Genomic DNA, 14,648 nt, shown 5'->3' with positions numbered 1-14,648 from the left:
GCTGTAGCTATTCCACGGTTTTACACGACATAAATAACACTAAGAAACAGGACTCTTATGGAAAAGTTATCTTACGCATCCGAAAGTAGTACATCTCCCTGGACCACCTACCTGCGCCAGATCGACCGTGTCGCGCCTTATCTCGGCGATCTTGCCTACTGGGTGGAAACCCTGCGCCATCCGAAGCGTGCGCTGATCGTCGACATTCCTGTGCAAATGGACGACGGCACCATCCGCCACTTCGAGGGCTATCGCGTTCAGCACAATCTGTCGCGTGGACCGGGTAAAGGCGGTGTTCGCTACCATCCGGATGTCGATCTCAACGAAGTCATGGCACTTTCTGCCTGGATGACTATTAAGTGCGCCGCGGTCAATATTCCTTACGGCGGGGCCAAAGGCGGCATTCGCGTCGACCCCTTCTCACTGTCAGAAGGTGAACTGGAGCGTCTGACCCGCCGCTACACCAGCGAAATCGGCATTATTATCGGGCCGCAGAAAGATATTCCGGCGCCGGACGTCGGCACCAACGGTAAAGTGATGGCATGGATGATGGACACCTACTCCATGAACCATGGCACCACCATCACCGGCGTGGTCACCGGCAAACCGATCCACCTCGGCGGCTCCCTCGGCCGTGAAAAGGCCACCGGGCGTGGCGTATTCGTCACCGGCCGGGAAGTGGCTCGTCGCGCCGGTATCGAAATTGAAGGCGCCAAAGTGGCGCTGCAAGGCTTTGGTAACGTCGGTAGCGAAGCGGCCCGCCTGTTCGCTGGCGTCGGCGCTCGCGTGGTGGTCATTCAGGATCATACCGCGACCCTGTATAACGAAGGCGGAATTGATATGGCCGCCCTCACCGCCTGGCAGGCGGAGAAAAAGCAGATTGCCGGTTTCCCGGGCGCCCAGGAGATCGATAAAGACGCTTTCTGGACCACCCCGATGGACATCCTGATCCCGGCGGCACTGGAAGGGCAAATCACCCGCGAGCGCGCGGAGAAGCTGAGCTGCAAACTGGTGCTGGAAGGGGCCAACGGCCCAACCTATCCGGAAGCGGACGACGTGCTGGCTGAACGCGGTGTGATCGTGGTGCCGGACGTCATCTGCAACGCCGGAGGGGTGACCGTCAGCTATTTTGAGTGGGTGCAGGACATGGCCAGCTTCTTCTGGAGCGAAGAGGAGATCAACGCCAAGATGGACCGCATCATGACCGACGCCATCATTCACGTCTGCGATAAAGCCGCCGAGAAAGCGTGTACGCTGCGTACTGCCGCCTATATCGTGGCCTGCGAGCGCATCCTGATGGCGCGTAAAGACCGCGGCATCTACCCGGGCTGATCCCCGTCAGGGACTGAATCAGGGGGTGGCGTAGCGCCGCCCCCTTTTTTTCGCTATCGTACCGTCAGCTGCCGGTGGACCACAGCACCGGCCATCCCCGACGCTGCGACTCCGCCAGCAGCGCCGCGCACGGATTGACCGCACAAGGGTGCCCAACCAGCGCGAGCAACGGCAGATCCGAGATATGATCCCCAAAGGCATAGCACGCCGCCAACGGCTGGCCCTGTTCCTGCGCGTAGCGTTGGGCATGCAGCGCCTTATGTTCGCCAATGGCGGTCCGCCAGAGTTCCCCGGTGTAGTGATCGTCAACCACTACTGGCTCTGAACACAGAGCATGCTCCACCCCCAGCGCCGCCATCGCTGGCCAGAGAATGTCGGTCATCGACCCGGAGACAAATACCACATCATCCCCCCGCGCCTGATGCTGCTTGAGGATCGCCACCACCTCGCGGTGAAAACCATATCCACCTTCGCGATACAGTGTCTCAGCGACCGCCCGCACCTGGGCGCGCGGCTCATGGCGAAACAGCGAATAGTAGTAGCGATTGATCGCCTCACGCGAACTGCCTGCCTTGCTGAGACCCTGCACCATCTGGACAATCGCTGCGGCAGTCAGGCCGCACTGCAGCGGATACTCCCAGGCATAGCGGTGCAGAAACAGAAACATACTCTTGCCGTTGATGAGGGTTTCATCCACGTCAAAAAAGGCGATGCTCATCCCCGTCCCCCTGCTCAATACTGACCAGATAATGTTGATGGCAGAGCGCCGCCTGCTCACACTCCTTACGAGTAATGTAGTTCAGGTCATAGACGCTGAAGCTAAAGCCGACTTCCGCTTTGCGGGTGCCGGTCTGGTCAAAACCGACCGAACACTCGCAGGTAAAGCGGCCGTGGGCTGAGCTTTTGCGCGACACCACATTCAGCACAATGGTCACCGGCAGCGGGAAAACAAAGCTGGAAAAAGCTACCTGCAGCGAGCTCAGCGTGAAGTACTTCTCGTCCATCGCCACGCCCGCCTCCGCCAGCAGAAATTTCTCCGAGGTGGCGATGATGGTTTGCCGCGCCGCCTCGATCAGCACCATCCCCTGGATGTGTTGCCCGGTCTGGTGGTCGCAGAGCAGCTCCGAGGCGTCCTGCAGGATCAGACGCGCGCAATAGCTATCTTCATCGCGTTTTTCCGGCGAGGTGATGAGGATGTTCTCTTTTTTACGTTTATGCACCAGCCGCTGATGATCGCGGTTGTTTTGATAATAGAGATCCTGCAGATTGACGATCTGGCGGATTTTATCCGGATAGTGCTGACGAATAATGCAGACCGTGCGGGAGATGTCGTCGAGCTGCACGCCCTGACCAATGACGATTTTATCGACGCCGGCGAGCTCGCCGCTCCAGACAAAACGCTCAAACTCGTTGACGGTCAGCACATGCTGATGCCGCCGGGCAAAATCGGTAAATTTCTCACCCACCACAATTAATTTTTCCATGGCGCTTGTCTCCTCAGATCGTTTTCACAATTAACGCAATACCCATCCCACCGCCGATACACAGCGAGGCCAGGCCGGTCGGTTTATTCTCCCGGCGCAGCGCGTGCAGGAGGCTCACGACAATCCGGGTTCCGGAACTGCCGAGCGGGTGCCCGAGGGCAATCGCGCCACCGTTGACGTTCAGGCGGGCGGCTATCTCCTCCGCCGTCATCTGATGCTCTCGGGCCAGCCCCTTGACCACCCCCAGCACCTGCGCGGCAAAGGCTTCGTTAATTTCCAGTCGCGCCATATCGCTGAGCTGAAACCGCCCGCGGCGCAGAGCGCACGTCATGGCCGGCAGCGGCCCAAGCCCCATCATCGCCGGGTCGACGCCGCCCTCGCCGAAGGCGACTATCTCAGCCAGCGGCCGCAGGCCGTACTGCGCAACGGCGCGCGCCGAGGCGAGGATCACTGACGCCGCGCCGTCGTTCAGCCCCGAGGCGTTGCCCGCCGTGACGCTCCCGTCGCGACGAAAAGCCGGTTTCAGCGCCGCCAGCTGGTCGGCGCTAAGGTCATGGCGGATCTGCTCATCCTCGCGGACCACGCTGACGCCCCGCTTCCCGCTGACCGTCACCGGCACTATCTCCTCGGCAAAATGGCCGGCGCGGCTGGCGGCGGAGGCTTTTTGATGGCTGTCGAGCGCGTACTGGTCCTGTTCTGCGCGCGAGATCTGCTCATGCGCGGCGATGGCCTCCGCCGTTTCCCCCATCGGAATATGCAACAGCGGATCGGTTAAGCCATCGCTCTGGATCAGATCCTCGCTGCTGAACGCGCCAAATTTCATGCCGCCCCTTATCTCTCCCCGCAGCAAAAACGGCGCCTGGCTCATGTTTTCCATCCCGCCAGCGACGACCAGGTCGGCATAACCGCTCTGGATATGGATCGCCCCCTCGGTAATACTTTTCATGCCGCTACCGCAGATCATATTCAGGGTGTAAGCCGGCTTTTGCACCGGGATCCCGGCCCGCAGCGCGACCTGACGCGCCGGCCCCATCCCCTGTCCGGCAGAGAGGACGCTGCCGCAGATCACTTCGTCAATCCACGCCGGGTCAATCCCGGCCTGCTGCAGGTTGTGGCGGACGGTGAGCGCGGCCAGTTCCACCGCAGAGACCGTTTTCAGGGCGCCAAGAAAGCGCCCCACCGGCGTACGGCAGGCCGCGACGATATACACTTTATTCATGATTATTCCATTACGTAGAGCGAGGAAAGATACTGCAATGTCCCGGCTTCGCTGCCGGTAAAGCCCACATAGCCATCGGGATTGATCACCGCATAGTCATCGCGGCCAATCTGTAGCGCCTCGAGAAACGCCTCGTCCGCCGGGTCAAGGGCGCAGAATATAAACCAGCCGCTATGTTTCAGGCGGGATAAGGGAGGACAGTCGACGCGCGCGGAATAGACCACGACCTTACCGCTGGCGAAGGCGTCATAACTGTTGCGAAACCTCGCCTGCGGCGAGGTAAAGACGTACCACGGGACATGGTGGCCCATCAGGCCGTTCGGGTGAGCGCTCTGCGGCGCGGCAAAGCCGGCGTACTGCAGCGGCAGCTGGTGGCGATAATAGTGACGGTTGCAAAACTCCGGAAAGTAGACCGCGTCGATATGATTATTCGGCACCAGACCGGCGATCAAGCCGGTATCGTGATCGGTGGCGTGCAGCACGCCACTCACCGCGGCGAAGCGCTCGGTGCGATAGGATGCCAGCAGCCGGTCGCTGGCGACGCCATGCAGGTAAAAGGCCAGCTTCCAGGCCAGGTTAATCGCATCCTGAATACCGGTATTCATCCCCTGCCCGCCAATCGGACTGAACAGATGGAAAGCATCGCCCGCCAGCATGATATTGTGCTGCAGATTGTCATCGGCGATCCGGTTATAGAAGTTAGCGCTGGAGGACCAGGTCAGCGCCTGCGCCGGAGGAACCTCGGGGCAGAAGCGCGCCAGCGCCACGTTGATCTCCTGCAGATCCGGCACCGGACGCGGCGAAGGTAATCGACCGGCTCTTTTAATCACGATCCTGACCTGATTGTCCGGCATGGGCAGAAAGATCAGAAAGCCCTGCTCGTCAATATAGTAGGAGGTTCCCGGGAGCATCGCCGCGCTGGCGAACTGCACGTCCGCCATCACAAAATGCAGCGGGTAATCATGGCCGCTAAAGCCAATCCCGGCCAGCTCCCGAACGGTGCTGGCCGCGCCGTCGGCACCGATAATATAGTCATAAGTGGCGGAACAGGCCCGGAGGGCATCGTCGAGCAGAGAGACGTGATAGCGCCCTTCTTCCCGCCGCCAGGAGACCAGCTGATGCCCGCGTTTCACCTGCTGCCCGGCCTCGGCCAGCGCCGTTTCAAGGATCTTCTCCGTCCGCGGCTGCGGGATACTGACATGGAAGGGATAGCAGGTGGGGAGATGGCGGTTATCGATGTGCAGAAATTTGCGGTTTTTATACCAGGCGTAAATTGACTGAACCTGCTTGCCCTGGGCGACCAGTTCCCCGGCAAGGGCTAAGCCGTGGAAGGCTTTAATCGTCGCCGGACTGACGCTCAGCGCTTTGGACCAAGTGGTGCTGTGTGTATTTTTATCAATAATATCAAAATCAATTCCATACTTATTCAGATAGCAGCCAATGATTAACCCTACCGGGCCGGCGCCAACAATGAGTACTTTTTTCACGATCGAGCCTCTCTGTATGCCCCGGAGGGGGCATACGCGTGTTGCCTGGGTGCAGGGTGAGTTAGGGGTAGATATCGTCGGCCAGACGGCGATCGCCGGCGACATTGCAGATATGCCAGTAGGGATAAGGCTTCTCTTTTTCGCTCACGCTGTTGAGGATCGCCGCCTCCTCGTCGCTCAGCGTCCAGTTCAGTGCCGCCAGGTTATCCTCCAGCTGGGCGAGTTTGGTCGCGCCGATCACCAGCGAAGTAATCCCCGGGCGGGTACGCAACCAGTTGAGCGCCACCTGCGCCACGCTGGCGTTGCGCTGACGGGCAATCTCCTGCATCACTTCCAGGGTCTGCCAGGCTTGTTCACGATTGGCGATCGGCGCCGATTCAAACGGGGTGGCGTTCGCCAGCCGACTGCCCTCAGGAAACGCCTGATTGCGAGGGTATTTACCGGTGAGGAAGCCCCCGGCCAGCGGGCTCCAGACGGTGATGCCGACGTTCTGATCGACGCTGAGCGGGATAATCTCATGTTCCAGTTCACGCGCGGCGATATTGTAATAGCCCTGATAGACGCAGAATTTTTCCAGTCCGAGGCGCTCTGAGATCCCCAGCGCCTTCGCCAGCTGCCAGGCCGCATAGTTGGAGACCCCGATGTAGCGAATTTTCCCGGCGCGAATCAACGCATCCAGCGTCCGCAGGGTATCCTCCAGCGCGGTGCGCGGATCGAACCCGTGGAGATGATAGATATCGATATAATCCGTTTTCAGCCGCTGCAGGCTGGCGTCGACGGCATTAATAATATGGTAGCGCGACGCCCCCAGCGCGTTCGGATTGGGGTCGGTTTGCCAGCGTCCTTTGGTGCCGATAATCACCTGCTGACGTTTCCCCTTCAGCGCGTTGCCAAGCAGCTCTTCGCCCTGGCCATTTTTATAGCAGTCCGCGGTATCAAAAAAGTTAATCCCGGCGTCCAGCGCTTTGTACACCAGATCGTATGCCGTATGCTCAGGCACCACGCCGAATTCCGACCAGTTGCGTCCCGGCGCGCCGAGAAAGGCCCCTTTTTCACCAAACGTCATGGCGCCAAAACAGAGCTCCGACACCGACAGCCCGGTGGAACCTAAATACCGATACTTCATGCTTGACTTCCTTTTAAAGGTGACAACGTCACACTAGCGATAACAAATCCGCTGGCGGTCAGGCACGCACCGGCCAGGGGAATATGCGAGAGGGAGACGCCGGCGGTGAGCAACAGCCCACCAAACCAGGCGCCAGCGGCATTGCCGAGGTTAAAGGCGGCGATATTGCACGAGGAGACCATGCTTTTGCCGGTCTCACTGCTGTCCAGCGCCTGCATCTGCAGCGGCGGAATGGTGGAGAACATCGCCGCCCCCAGCAGAAACACCGCCGCGCAGGCGCCGGGTAGCGTCTGAATGGCGAACGGAAAGAGGCACAGGACGACGATTAGCAAGGCCAGGGTCAGCAGCAGCGCCCGGCGGACCCCACCGTCGGTCAGGCGGCCGCCGAGGTGATTCCCGGCGACCATCCCGACACCAAACAGCACCAGCACCGGTGGAATGAGATGGTCGCTCATCCCGGTGACGGTTTTCAGCATTGGCGCAATGTAGGTAAAGGCGGCGAAGACGCCGGAAAACCCGAGCGCGGTGATCAGCAGGCTGCGCAGCACCGTCGGATGGCGCAGCACCTTCAGCTCGTCGCGGATCCGGCTCTGCACCGCCGGTTGGGCCTGACGGCCGGGCACCAGGGCAATGACTGCCAGGGCGGAAAGAATGCCAATCAGCGTGACCATAAAGAAGGTGTAGCGCCAGCCAAGGTATTGCCCTACCCAGGCGCCGAGCGGCACGCCCAGAATATTGGCCAGGGTGGCGCCGAGAAAGACGGCGGAGACCGCCGAAGCCCGTTTATCCACCGGCGCCAGCTCCGCGGCATAGACCGAACTGATGCCGAAGAATGAGGCGTGGGCTAAGGCGGTTATTACCCGGAAAATAATGAGCATGGTCATATTACCGGCAATACCGCAACCTAAATTACCGATGGAAAATAAGATCATCAGAAATAACAACGCCGGTTTTTTGGGATAGCGGCTTAATAGCGGTGTGAGGAGCGGCGCGCCAATCACCACCCCACAGGCATAAGCGGTAATAGACCAGGCGGCAAGCGTAATGGATATATGAAAATCATGGGCCACATCGAGTAATAATCCCATAATCACAAATTCGGTGGTACCAATACCAAATGAGCCCACGGAAAGCGCATAAACTGCCGCAGGCAATCCCGCCGAACGGGAAACAGCAATAGTCATAAGTAACCTCATCTCCCGCCAGGGCGGCGGGAGAATAGTATTCAGGGGGTTATTTTTCGATTAAGTTAAAGTCGCCCTGGTTATAGCGTAAGCCAGTGACGTTATCGGGAGTGAAAATATCTTCGATGGTGAGAATATCCTCAGGAGAGAGGGTAATATTCGCGGCTCCGGCATTATCGCGCAGATGGGCAATTTTCCTCGCCCCCGGGATAGGCACAATATCCTCGCCTTTGCTCATGACCCAGGCAAGGGCAATCTGCGCAAGAGTCGCGTCATAGCGCGTGGCCACCTGCTGCAGGCGCTCAAGCAGCAGCTGGTTTTTGCGCATGGTCTCGGCCTGGAAGCGCGGCAGATTGCGGCGGAAATCATCCTCAGCGAAGACGCCAGGATCGGTGATTTTTCCCGTCAGGAAGCCGCGCCCCAGCGGGCTGTATGGGACAAAGCCCACCCCCAGCTCGCGGCAGGCGTTGAGAATACCGGCCTCCGGCTCGCGGGTCCACAGCGAGTATTCCGTCTGCACGGCGGTAATCGGATGCACCTTGCAGGCCCGACGCAGCGTCTGGGCTGAGACTTCCGACAGTCCGATATGGCGAATTTTACCCTCTTTAACCAGGTCGGCCATGGTGCCCACCACGTCTTCCACCGGCACCGCCGGATCGACGCGGTGCTGATAGAGCAGATCGATGGTCTCAATATTCAGCCGCTTCAGCGACCCTTCCACTGACTCGCGAATATGTTCCGGACGGCTGTCGACGCCTGCCATGCGCTCCAGTCCCTGGCCGGTCGGCAAAATACGAAAACCAAACTTGGTGGCAATCTGCACCTTATCGCGGATACCTTTTATCGCTTTCCCGACAAGGACTTCATTATCGAAAGGGCCATACACTTCGGCAGAATCCAGGAAGGTCACGCCCATGTCCACCGCGGCATGAATCGTATTAATCGCCTGCGACTCCTCGGCACCGCCGTAGGCGAAACTCATTCCCATACACCCGAGACCCAATGCGGAAACCTGGAACTTCTCTTTTCCGAGATAACGTGTTTTCACCTTATTTTCCTTACGTGCTGAATGTTATTAAATATATACTTCCATTTTACATTGATAACAATTAATCTATTCCGAACGCGGTGTTAGCTGGAAATTAACAATGAAAACCTTGCCGGATTTGCAACAAATTGAAATATTAATACTCATAGTGAAACATGGCAGTTTTCGCCAGGCCGCCAGGGCATTAAATCTTTCACCACCGGCCCTCACCAGCGCTATTAATCATCTGGAAGAAAAGTTAGGCGTGCGCCTGCTAAATCGCTCGACGCGCAGTTTGTCATTAACTGCCGTGGGTGAGGAATTTCTTAATAATATGACGCCGGTGGTCAATGATTATCGCCGGGTGGTTGACAGCCTGAATTATCATCGCCTGACGCCGGAAGGCATGGTGAAAGTCAATTTACCGCGTATTGTTCTTGACCTGTTTTTTCAACACTATTTTATTGCCTTTAAAACCGCCTATCCCGATGTGACGCTCGAACTGTATACCACCGATCGGAAAGTCAATATTATTGAGTCCGGTTTTGACGCCGGTATTCGCTATTCGCAGGATGTGCCCAAAGATATGATTGCCATCCCCTTTGGCGAGAATCTGTCGCTGATCCCGGTGGCCAGCCCGGCCTATATCCGCGAGGCCGGAGAGCCCGACACCCCGCAGTCGCTGGTCAATTTCCGCTGCATCAACCGCTGTTTTCCCAGCGGCGAAAAGTACCGTTGGGAGTTTATTAGCCCCTGCGGGGAGCCTAGCGAAGTCTCGGTCAGAGGCGATCTGGTCGTTGATTCCGATACGGCGATGATCCAGGCGGCGGAGAGCGGATTAGGCATCGCCTTTGTCTATCAGTCGCTGGTGACGCAGCAGCTGAGCGCGGGCAGTCTGGTCCGTTTGTTACCCGACTACCACTATCCGGCAGACCATTTTTGCGTCTACTACCCGAGCCGGAAACATATTCCAGTGCCGCTGCGGGCCTTTATCACCTGGGTGATGGCGCAGAATAAGAACATCCTCAGTGAGTAAAGGGTTCGCGGGTTAACCCATCGCTATTTGCCACAATAAACGCACATACCGTTAACCACTTTTTTTCCTTCGCCTTGAATTATGGCGGTCGCCCGGCATAAACTCGTTAGAGCTCTAACGATATTGGCAGACGACCTATGGATAACCGACAGCTAAACTTCTCTCATCTTTTATACCTCACCGCCCATCACTGGCGGCTGGCGGTTAACCGTCGGTTGAAGGACCTTGGCCTGAGCCAGGCCAGCTGGGTGGCGGTCGCGGCCATTGCCCGCCAGCCACAGCCGCTGTCGCAAAGCGAACTGGCGCAGGAGCTGGGGGTAGAGAGTCCGACCATTGTGCCGCTGATCAACCGGCTGGTCGCCCTCGGTCTGGTGGAGCGTGTCACCACCGCCAGCGATAAACGTAAGCGGCTGCTGGTCGCCACCGAGCAGGGAATGGCGCTGTATGAGCAGGTCAAAACGGTGGCGGACGATCTGCGCGAGGAGATCCTGACGGCGATCACCCCGCAGGAGCGGGAACAAACTCAGCGGGTGCTGGAAAAGCTGTTGCGTGAAGTGGAGAAGAAATAATGCCCCGTCGCCAGGGTAACCCCTACGCCCCGCATGACTGGGCGCCGCATGAAAAACCGGCCCTGCTCGGCTCGCCCTCGACGCCGCTGCACAGTCCGGCGAAACGTCTCGCCTATGGCGTGGTCGGCCTGCTGGTGTGTCTCACCGGCGCGCTGGGCAACGCGGTGGTCACCGCCAACCTGCAGCTGCTGCAGGGTACCTTCGCCGCGTGGTCGACCGAGATCGCCTGGCTGCCGGCGGTATACGTCATGACCAACGTCTCCATCAACCTGCTGCTGGTGAAATTTCGCCAGCAGTTTGGGCTGCGCGCCTTTACCGAAGGCTTTCTGGTGCTCTATGTGCTGGTCACCTTTTTCCACCTGTTCGTCAACGATCTCAGCTCGGCGATAATGGTCCGCGCCGCCCACGGCATGGTGGCCGCAGCGCTCAGCTCGCTGGGGATCTACTACCAGGTGCAGGCCTGGCCCGCACGCCACCGCCTGAAAGGGCTAACCATCGGCATCACCGGCTCGTCGCTGGCCATTCCGCTGGCGCGTCTCTTTTCCACCGAACTGCTGCAGATCGATGAATGGCGCGGCCTTTACTTCTTTGAACTGGGGCTGGCGCTGGTGTCGCTGGCCTGCGTCATCGCGCTGAAACTGCCGCCGAGCGATCGTAAAAAGGTGTTCGAGAAGAAGGATTTTATCACCTTCTTTCTGCTGGCGCCCGGCATGGCGCTGGTGTGCGCCGTGCTGTCGCTGGGGCGGCTCGAGTGGTGGTTTGAAGCGCCGTGGATCGGCTGGTCGCTGGCGGCAGCGGTGGTGCTGATCGTCGCCGCTATCGCCTTTGAGCATAACCGCAGCAATCCCCTGCTCAATACCAAGTGGCTCTCCAGCGGCAGCATCGTACGCCTCGGCCTGATTATGCTGCTGATCCGCATCGTGCTGGCGGAGCAAAACACCGGGGTCATCGGCTGGTTGCAGTACGTTGGTCTGCAAAACGAACAGATGACTAACCTCGCATGGTCAATTTTCGCCGGCATTCTGTGCGGGATCATCGCCAGTTGTCTGACGCTCAACCCGCAGAAGCTCTACTGGCCGACCGCCACCGCCCTGGCGCTGATCATGGTAGCCTCGCTGCTCGACAGCCAGTCCAACGCCCTCACCCGTCCGGAACAATTAATGTTCAGCCAGTTTTTACTCGGCTTCGGCAGCGCCTTCTTTCTGGCCCCGGCGATGCTCGCCGGCATTGGCGGCGTGTTTGCCGATCCGCGCAACCTGGTCAGCTTCTCGGTGCTATTCGGCATGAGCCAGAACATCGGCGGTCTGCTGGGGTCGGCGATCCTCGGCACCTTCCAGACCTGGCGGGAAAAATTTCACTCCAGCCAGCTGGCGGACCAGATCACCACCCTGAACCCGCTGATCGTCGAGCGGCTGCAGCAGTATAGCCAGATGTATCAGAGCCAGATCGGCGACAGCACCCTGCTTAACGTTCAGGCCACCACCCTGCTGCAAAACGCCGCGACGCTGCAGGCCAATATTCTCGCCTGGAATGACACCTACCTGCTGACGGCGGCCATCTCCGCCGGGACATTAGTGTGGGTTTTCTGGCGCTTAATTCGCTTACGACTGACCGCCCGTATCGCCTTAAAACGCGCCACCGGCAGCAAATAATTATCATCATTTCATCTCTGGAGTCGTTATGAGTCAGCAGGATGCGGCCAAACAACAGGCCAACACCCGGAACAACATTCGCGTGGTCTCCATTTTTACCGCCGCGGCGATAGGTATCGTCGGCGTACTGGTGATCCTCTACGCCTGGCAACTGCCGCCGTTCACCCGGCATAGCCAGTTTACCGACAACGCCTATGTGCGCGGGCAGACCACCTTTATCAGCCCGCAGGTCAACGGCTATATCACTGCCGTCAACGTCAAAGATTTCGCGATTGTCGAGCCGGGCGAGGTGCTGTTCCAGATAGACGATCGCATCTATAAGCAGCGGGTGCATCAGGCTCAGGCTACCCTGGCGATGAAAGAGGCGGCGCTGCGCAACAACCTGCAGCAGCGCAAAAGCGCCGAGGCGACGATTGCCAAAAATGAAGCCGCGCTGCAAAACGCCCGCGCGCAGAATCTGAAAATCCAGGCCGATTTAAAACGGGTGCAGGAGCTGACTGCCGATGGTTCGCTGTCGATCCGCGAGCGTGATTCGGCGCGCGCCAGCGCGGCGCAAGGGGCTGCGGATATTGAACAGGCGAAAGCGGCGCTGGAGATGTCGCGCCAGGACCGTGAATCGACCATCGTCAATCGCGACTCGCTGGAAGCCGATGTTGCCAGCGCCAAAGCCGCACTCGAGCTGGCGCAGATCGACCTGCAGAATACGCAGATCAGCGCCCCCACCGGCGGCCAGCTGGGGCAGATTTCGGTGCGTCTTGGCGCCTACGTCAGCGCCGGGACCCATCTGACTTCGCTGGTACCTCCCCAGCACTGGGTGATCGCCAACCTGAAAGAGACCCAGCTGGCCGATGTGCGTCTCGGTCAGCCGGTGACCTTCACCGTCGACGCGCTCAACGGCGAGCGTTTCCACGGCAAGGTGCAGAGCATCTCCCCGGCGACCGGGGTGGAATTCAGCGCCATCTCACCGGACAACGCCACCGGCAACTTCGTCAAGATCGCCCAGCGGATCCCGGTGCGCATTACGGTCAACGACGGGCAGAAGTACAGCGAACACCTGCGTCCCGGTATGTCGGTGCAGGTGACCATTGATACCCGCGCGGAGAAACAGCCATGATCCGCCCGGTCACCCTTGCCCTCGCCCTGGCGCTGGTCGGCTGTCAGTCCGCCGACGTGCAGCGGGCGCAACCGACGCTCACCATCCCTGCCGCCTGGCGGGCCGACGTTGGCCCTGCCAGCCCGGTGGAAGGCGTCTGGTGGCGTAATTTCCATGACAGCACGCTCAACCAGTATGTCGACCGGGCGCTGCGCTATAACAGCGATGTGCTGATCGCCCGGGAGCGGGTGAATGAGTATCAGGCGCGGGCCTATGCCGCCGACAGCAGCCTTTTCCCCTCGCTGGACGCCAGCCTGACCGGCACCCGCGCCCGCGCGCAGTCCGCCGCCACCGGCCTGCCGATCCACAGCACGCTGTACAAAGGCGGCCTGACCGCCAGCTATGACGTCGATATCTGGGGAGCGAATCGCAGCGCGGCCAGCGCCGCCGGGGCCAGCCTCGAGGCGCAAAAAGCCGCTGCAGCCGCGGCCAATTTGAGCGTCGCCAGCTCGGTGGCCGTCGGCTACCTGACGCTGTTGTCGCTGGATGAGCAGCTGCGGGTTACCCAGCAGACGCTGAAATCACGGGAAGACGCGTGGCGCCTGGCCAAACGTCAGTTTGAAACCGGGTATACTTCACGCCTTGAGCTGATGCAGGCAGATTCGGAGCTGCGCTCAACGCGGGCGCAGATCCCGCCGCTACAACATCAGATTGCGCAGCAGGAAAATGCCCTCAGCGTGCTGCTCGGTGATAATCCCGGCGCGGTAAAACGCGGCGAGTTCGCCCAGCTCACTCCGCTGCGTCTGCCGTCGCAACTGCCGTCCACCTTACTCAACCGCCGCCCGGATATCGTACAGGCTCAGCGTCAGCTGGTGGCCGCCGATGCCACCCTGGCCTCGTCGCAGGCGCAGTTGCTCCCCGTCATCAACCTCACCGCCACCGGCAGCCTGCAGGATCGTACACTGCCGGACCTGCTGGACAACCCGCTGCGGCTGTGGAGCGTCGGCGGCAGTATTCTGGCCCCGCTGCTTAACCGCCAGGCGCTAAATGCCCAGGTAGATGTCTCCATGGCCCAGCGCAACCAGGCGCTCTACAGCTATGAGAAAACGGTGCGCGGCGCGTTCAAAGAGGTGAATGACAGCCTTGACGCCATTAGCCGCTACGGTGAACAGCTGACCGAACTGCAGGGGCAGGTGGCGGTGGCGGAGGAAACATTGCGTATTGCGCAGAATCGCTACCGTAACGGCTACTCTTCGTATCTGGATGTGCTTGATGCCCAGCGAACGCTGTTCTCCACCCAGTTGAGCGTGGTGCAGGTGAAAAACAACCTGCTGCTGGCGCAGATCGATCTGTACCGGGCGCTGGGAGGCGGCTGGATGAACGCGTGAATACCCTGTGCGCGCCGGTCCACAACCGTGGAGAGCACGGAAACCCATATT

12 protein-coding genes and 1 pseudogene are annotated in these 14,648 nt (G+C 59.5%); 6 read left to right on the top strand and 7 right to left on the bottom strand.

The genetic code is table 11. The annotated features are described in order from the left end of the window. Nucleotides 1-57 precede the first annotated feature (57 nt). Nucleotides 58-1,332 (top strand): Glu/Leu/Phe/Val family dehydrogenase, encoded by a 1,275-nt coding sequence (locus CWM58_RS02170; protein ID WP_061154764.1) that lies wholly within the window; start codon nt 58-60, stop codon nt 1,330-1,332. A 64-nt stretch (nt 1,333-1,396) separates the two neighbouring features. On the opposite strand, the gene CWM58_RS02165 is transcribed toward CWM58_RS02170, so the two are convergent. From CWM58_RS02165 to CWM58_RS02135, 7 genes are all read right to left on the bottom strand, one after another. Next, nucleotides 1,397-2,050 (bottom strand): HAD family hydrolase, encoded by a 654-nt coding sequence (locus CWM58_RS02165; protein WP_100680110.1) that lies wholly within the window; start codon nt 2,048-2,050, stop codon nt 1,397-1,399. Continuing rightward, complete coding sequence (locus CWM58_RS02160) at nt 2,031-2,816, bottom strand: AfsA-related hotdog domain-containing protein (RefSeq protein ID WP_074385997.1); 786 nt, start codon at nt 2,814-2,816, stop codon at nt 2,031-2,033. Before CWM58_RS02160 ends, CWM58_RS02165 begins: the two co-directional genes overlap by 20 nt. A gap of 13 nt (nt 2,817-2,829) precedes the next feature. Further along, entirely contained in the window at nt 2,830-4,035 is a 1,206-nt protein-coding gene (locus CWM58_RS02155) for an acetyl-CoA C-acyltransferase (RefSeq protein WP_100680109.1), read from the bottom strand. Nucleotides 4,036-4,037: 2 nt separating this feature from the next. Then, the gene (locus CWM58_RS02150) at nt 4,038-5,522 is read right to left on the bottom strand and encodes an FAD-dependent monooxygenase (RefSeq protein WP_100680108.1); all 1,485 of its coding nucleotides are present in this window, start codon (nt 5,520-5,522) and stop codon (nt 4,038-4,040) included. A 61-nt stretch (nt 5,523-5,583) separates the two neighbouring features. After that, a complete protein-coding gene (locus tag CWM58_RS02145) occupies nt 5,584-6,648 on the bottom strand; it encodes an aldo/keto reductase (protein ID WP_008805101.1) in 1,065 nt (354 codons plus the stop codon). Further along, nucleotides 6,645-7,832, bottom strand: a complete 1,188-nt coding sequence (locus CWM58_RS02140; protein WP_043875372.1) for an MFS transporter — start codon at nt 7,830-7,832, stop codon at nt 6,645-6,647. The genes CWM58_RS02145 and CWM58_RS02140 overlap by 4 nt, the downstream gene beginning before the upstream one ends. A 49-nt stretch (nt 7,833-7,881) precedes the next feature. Continuing rightward, the gene (locus CWM58_RS02135) at nt 7,882-8,880 is read right to left on the bottom strand and encodes an aldo/keto reductase (RefSeq protein WP_008805103.1); all 999 of its coding nucleotides are present in this window, start codon (nt 8,878-8,880) and stop codon (nt 7,882-7,884) included. Between the two features lie 100 nt (nt 8,881-8,980). On the opposite strand from CWM58_RS02135, the gene CWM58_RS02130 reads away from it, so the two are divergent. The 5 genes and pseudogenes from CWM58_RS02130 to CWM58_RS02110 all read left to right on the top strand — a co-directional run bounded on the left by CWM58_RS02130 (nt 8,981) and on the right by CWM58_RS02110 (nt 14,597). Beyond that, nucleotides 8,981-9,895 (top strand): LysR family transcriptional regulator, encoded by a 915-nt coding sequence (locus CWM58_RS02130; RefSeq protein WP_100680107.1) that lies wholly within the window; start codon nt 8,981-8,983, stop codon nt 9,893-9,895. Between the two features lie 137 nt (nt 9,896-10,032). Further along, the gene (locus CWM58_RS02125; protein WP_008805105.1) at nt 10,033-10,464 is read left to right on the top strand and encodes a MarR family winged helix-turn-helix transcriptional regulator; all 432 of its coding nucleotides are present in this window, start codon (nt 10,033-10,035) and stop codon (nt 10,462-10,464) included. Further along, nucleotides 10,464-12,116 (top strand): annotated as a pseudogene (locus tag CWM58_RS02120) (MFS transporter). The gene CWM58_RS02125 and the pseudogene CWM58_RS02120 overlap by 1 nt, the downstream one beginning before the upstream one ends. 28 nt (nt 12,117-12,144) lie before the next feature. Then, complete coding sequence (locus tag CWM58_RS02115; protein WP_100680106.1) at nt 12,145-13,230, top strand: HlyD family secretion protein; 1,086 nt, start codon at nt 12,145-12,147, stop codon at nt 13,228-13,230. Beyond that, a complete protein-coding gene (locus tag CWM58_RS02110; protein WP_100680105.1) occupies nt 13,227-14,597 on the top strand; it encodes an efflux transporter outer membrane subunit in 1,371 nt (456 codons plus the stop codon). The genes CWM58_RS02115 and CWM58_RS02110 overlap by 4 nt, the downstream gene beginning before the upstream one ends. Nucleotides 14,598-14,648: the final 51 nt, after the last annotated feature.

The sequence above is a fragment of the Klebsiella sp. H-Nf2 genome (assembly GCF_002806645.1).
Lineage (GTDB): Bacteria > Pseudomonadota > Gammaproteobacteria > Enterobacterales > Enterobacteriaceae > Klebsiella > Klebsiella variicola.
Note: the sequence above shows the minus strand (reverse complement) of the source record. Positions and strands in the feature narration are given on the sequence as shown.

Bases quoted from the DNA above. Each gene is read 5' to 3' on its own strand.
- CWM58_RS02170 (WP_061154764.1), top strand. From the start codon at position 58: ATGGAAAAGTTATCTTACGCATCCGAAAGTAGTACATCTCCCTGGACC.
- CWM58_RS02165 (WP_100680110.1), bottom strand. From the start codon at position 2,050: ATGAGCATCGCCTTTTTTGACGTGGATGAAACCCTCATCAACGGCAAG.
- CWM58_RS02160 (WP_074385997.1), bottom strand. From the start codon at position 2,816: ATGGAAAAATTAATTGTGGTGGGTGAGAAATTTACCGATTTTGCCCGG.
- CWM58_RS02155 (WP_100680109.1), bottom strand. From the start codon at position 4,035: ATGAATAAAGTGTATATCGTCGCGGCCTGCCGTACGCCGGTGGGGCGC.
- CWM58_RS02145 (WP_008805101.1), bottom strand. From the start codon at position 6,648: ATGAAGTATCGGTATTTAGGTTCCACCGGGCTGTCGGTGTCGGAGCTC.
- CWM58_RS02140 (WP_043875372.1), bottom strand. From the start codon at position 7,832: ATGACTATTGCTGTTTCCCGTTCGGCGGGATTGCCTGCGGCAGTTTAT.
- CWM58_RS02130 (WP_100680107.1), top strand. From the start codon at position 8,981: ATGAAAACCTTGCCGGATTTGCAACAAATTGAAATATTAATACTCATA.
- CWM58_RS02125 (WP_008805105.1), top strand. From the start codon at position 10,033: ATGGATAACCGACAGCTAAACTTCTCTCATCTTTTATACCTCACCGCC.
- CWM58_RS02115 (WP_100680106.1), top strand. From the start codon at position 12,145: ATGAGTCAGCAGGATGCGGCCAAACAACAGGCCAACACCCGGAACAAC.
- CWM58_RS02110 (WP_100680105.1), top strand. From the start codon at position 13,227: ATGATCCGCCCGGTCACCCTTGCCCTCGCCCTGGCGCTGGTCGGCTGT.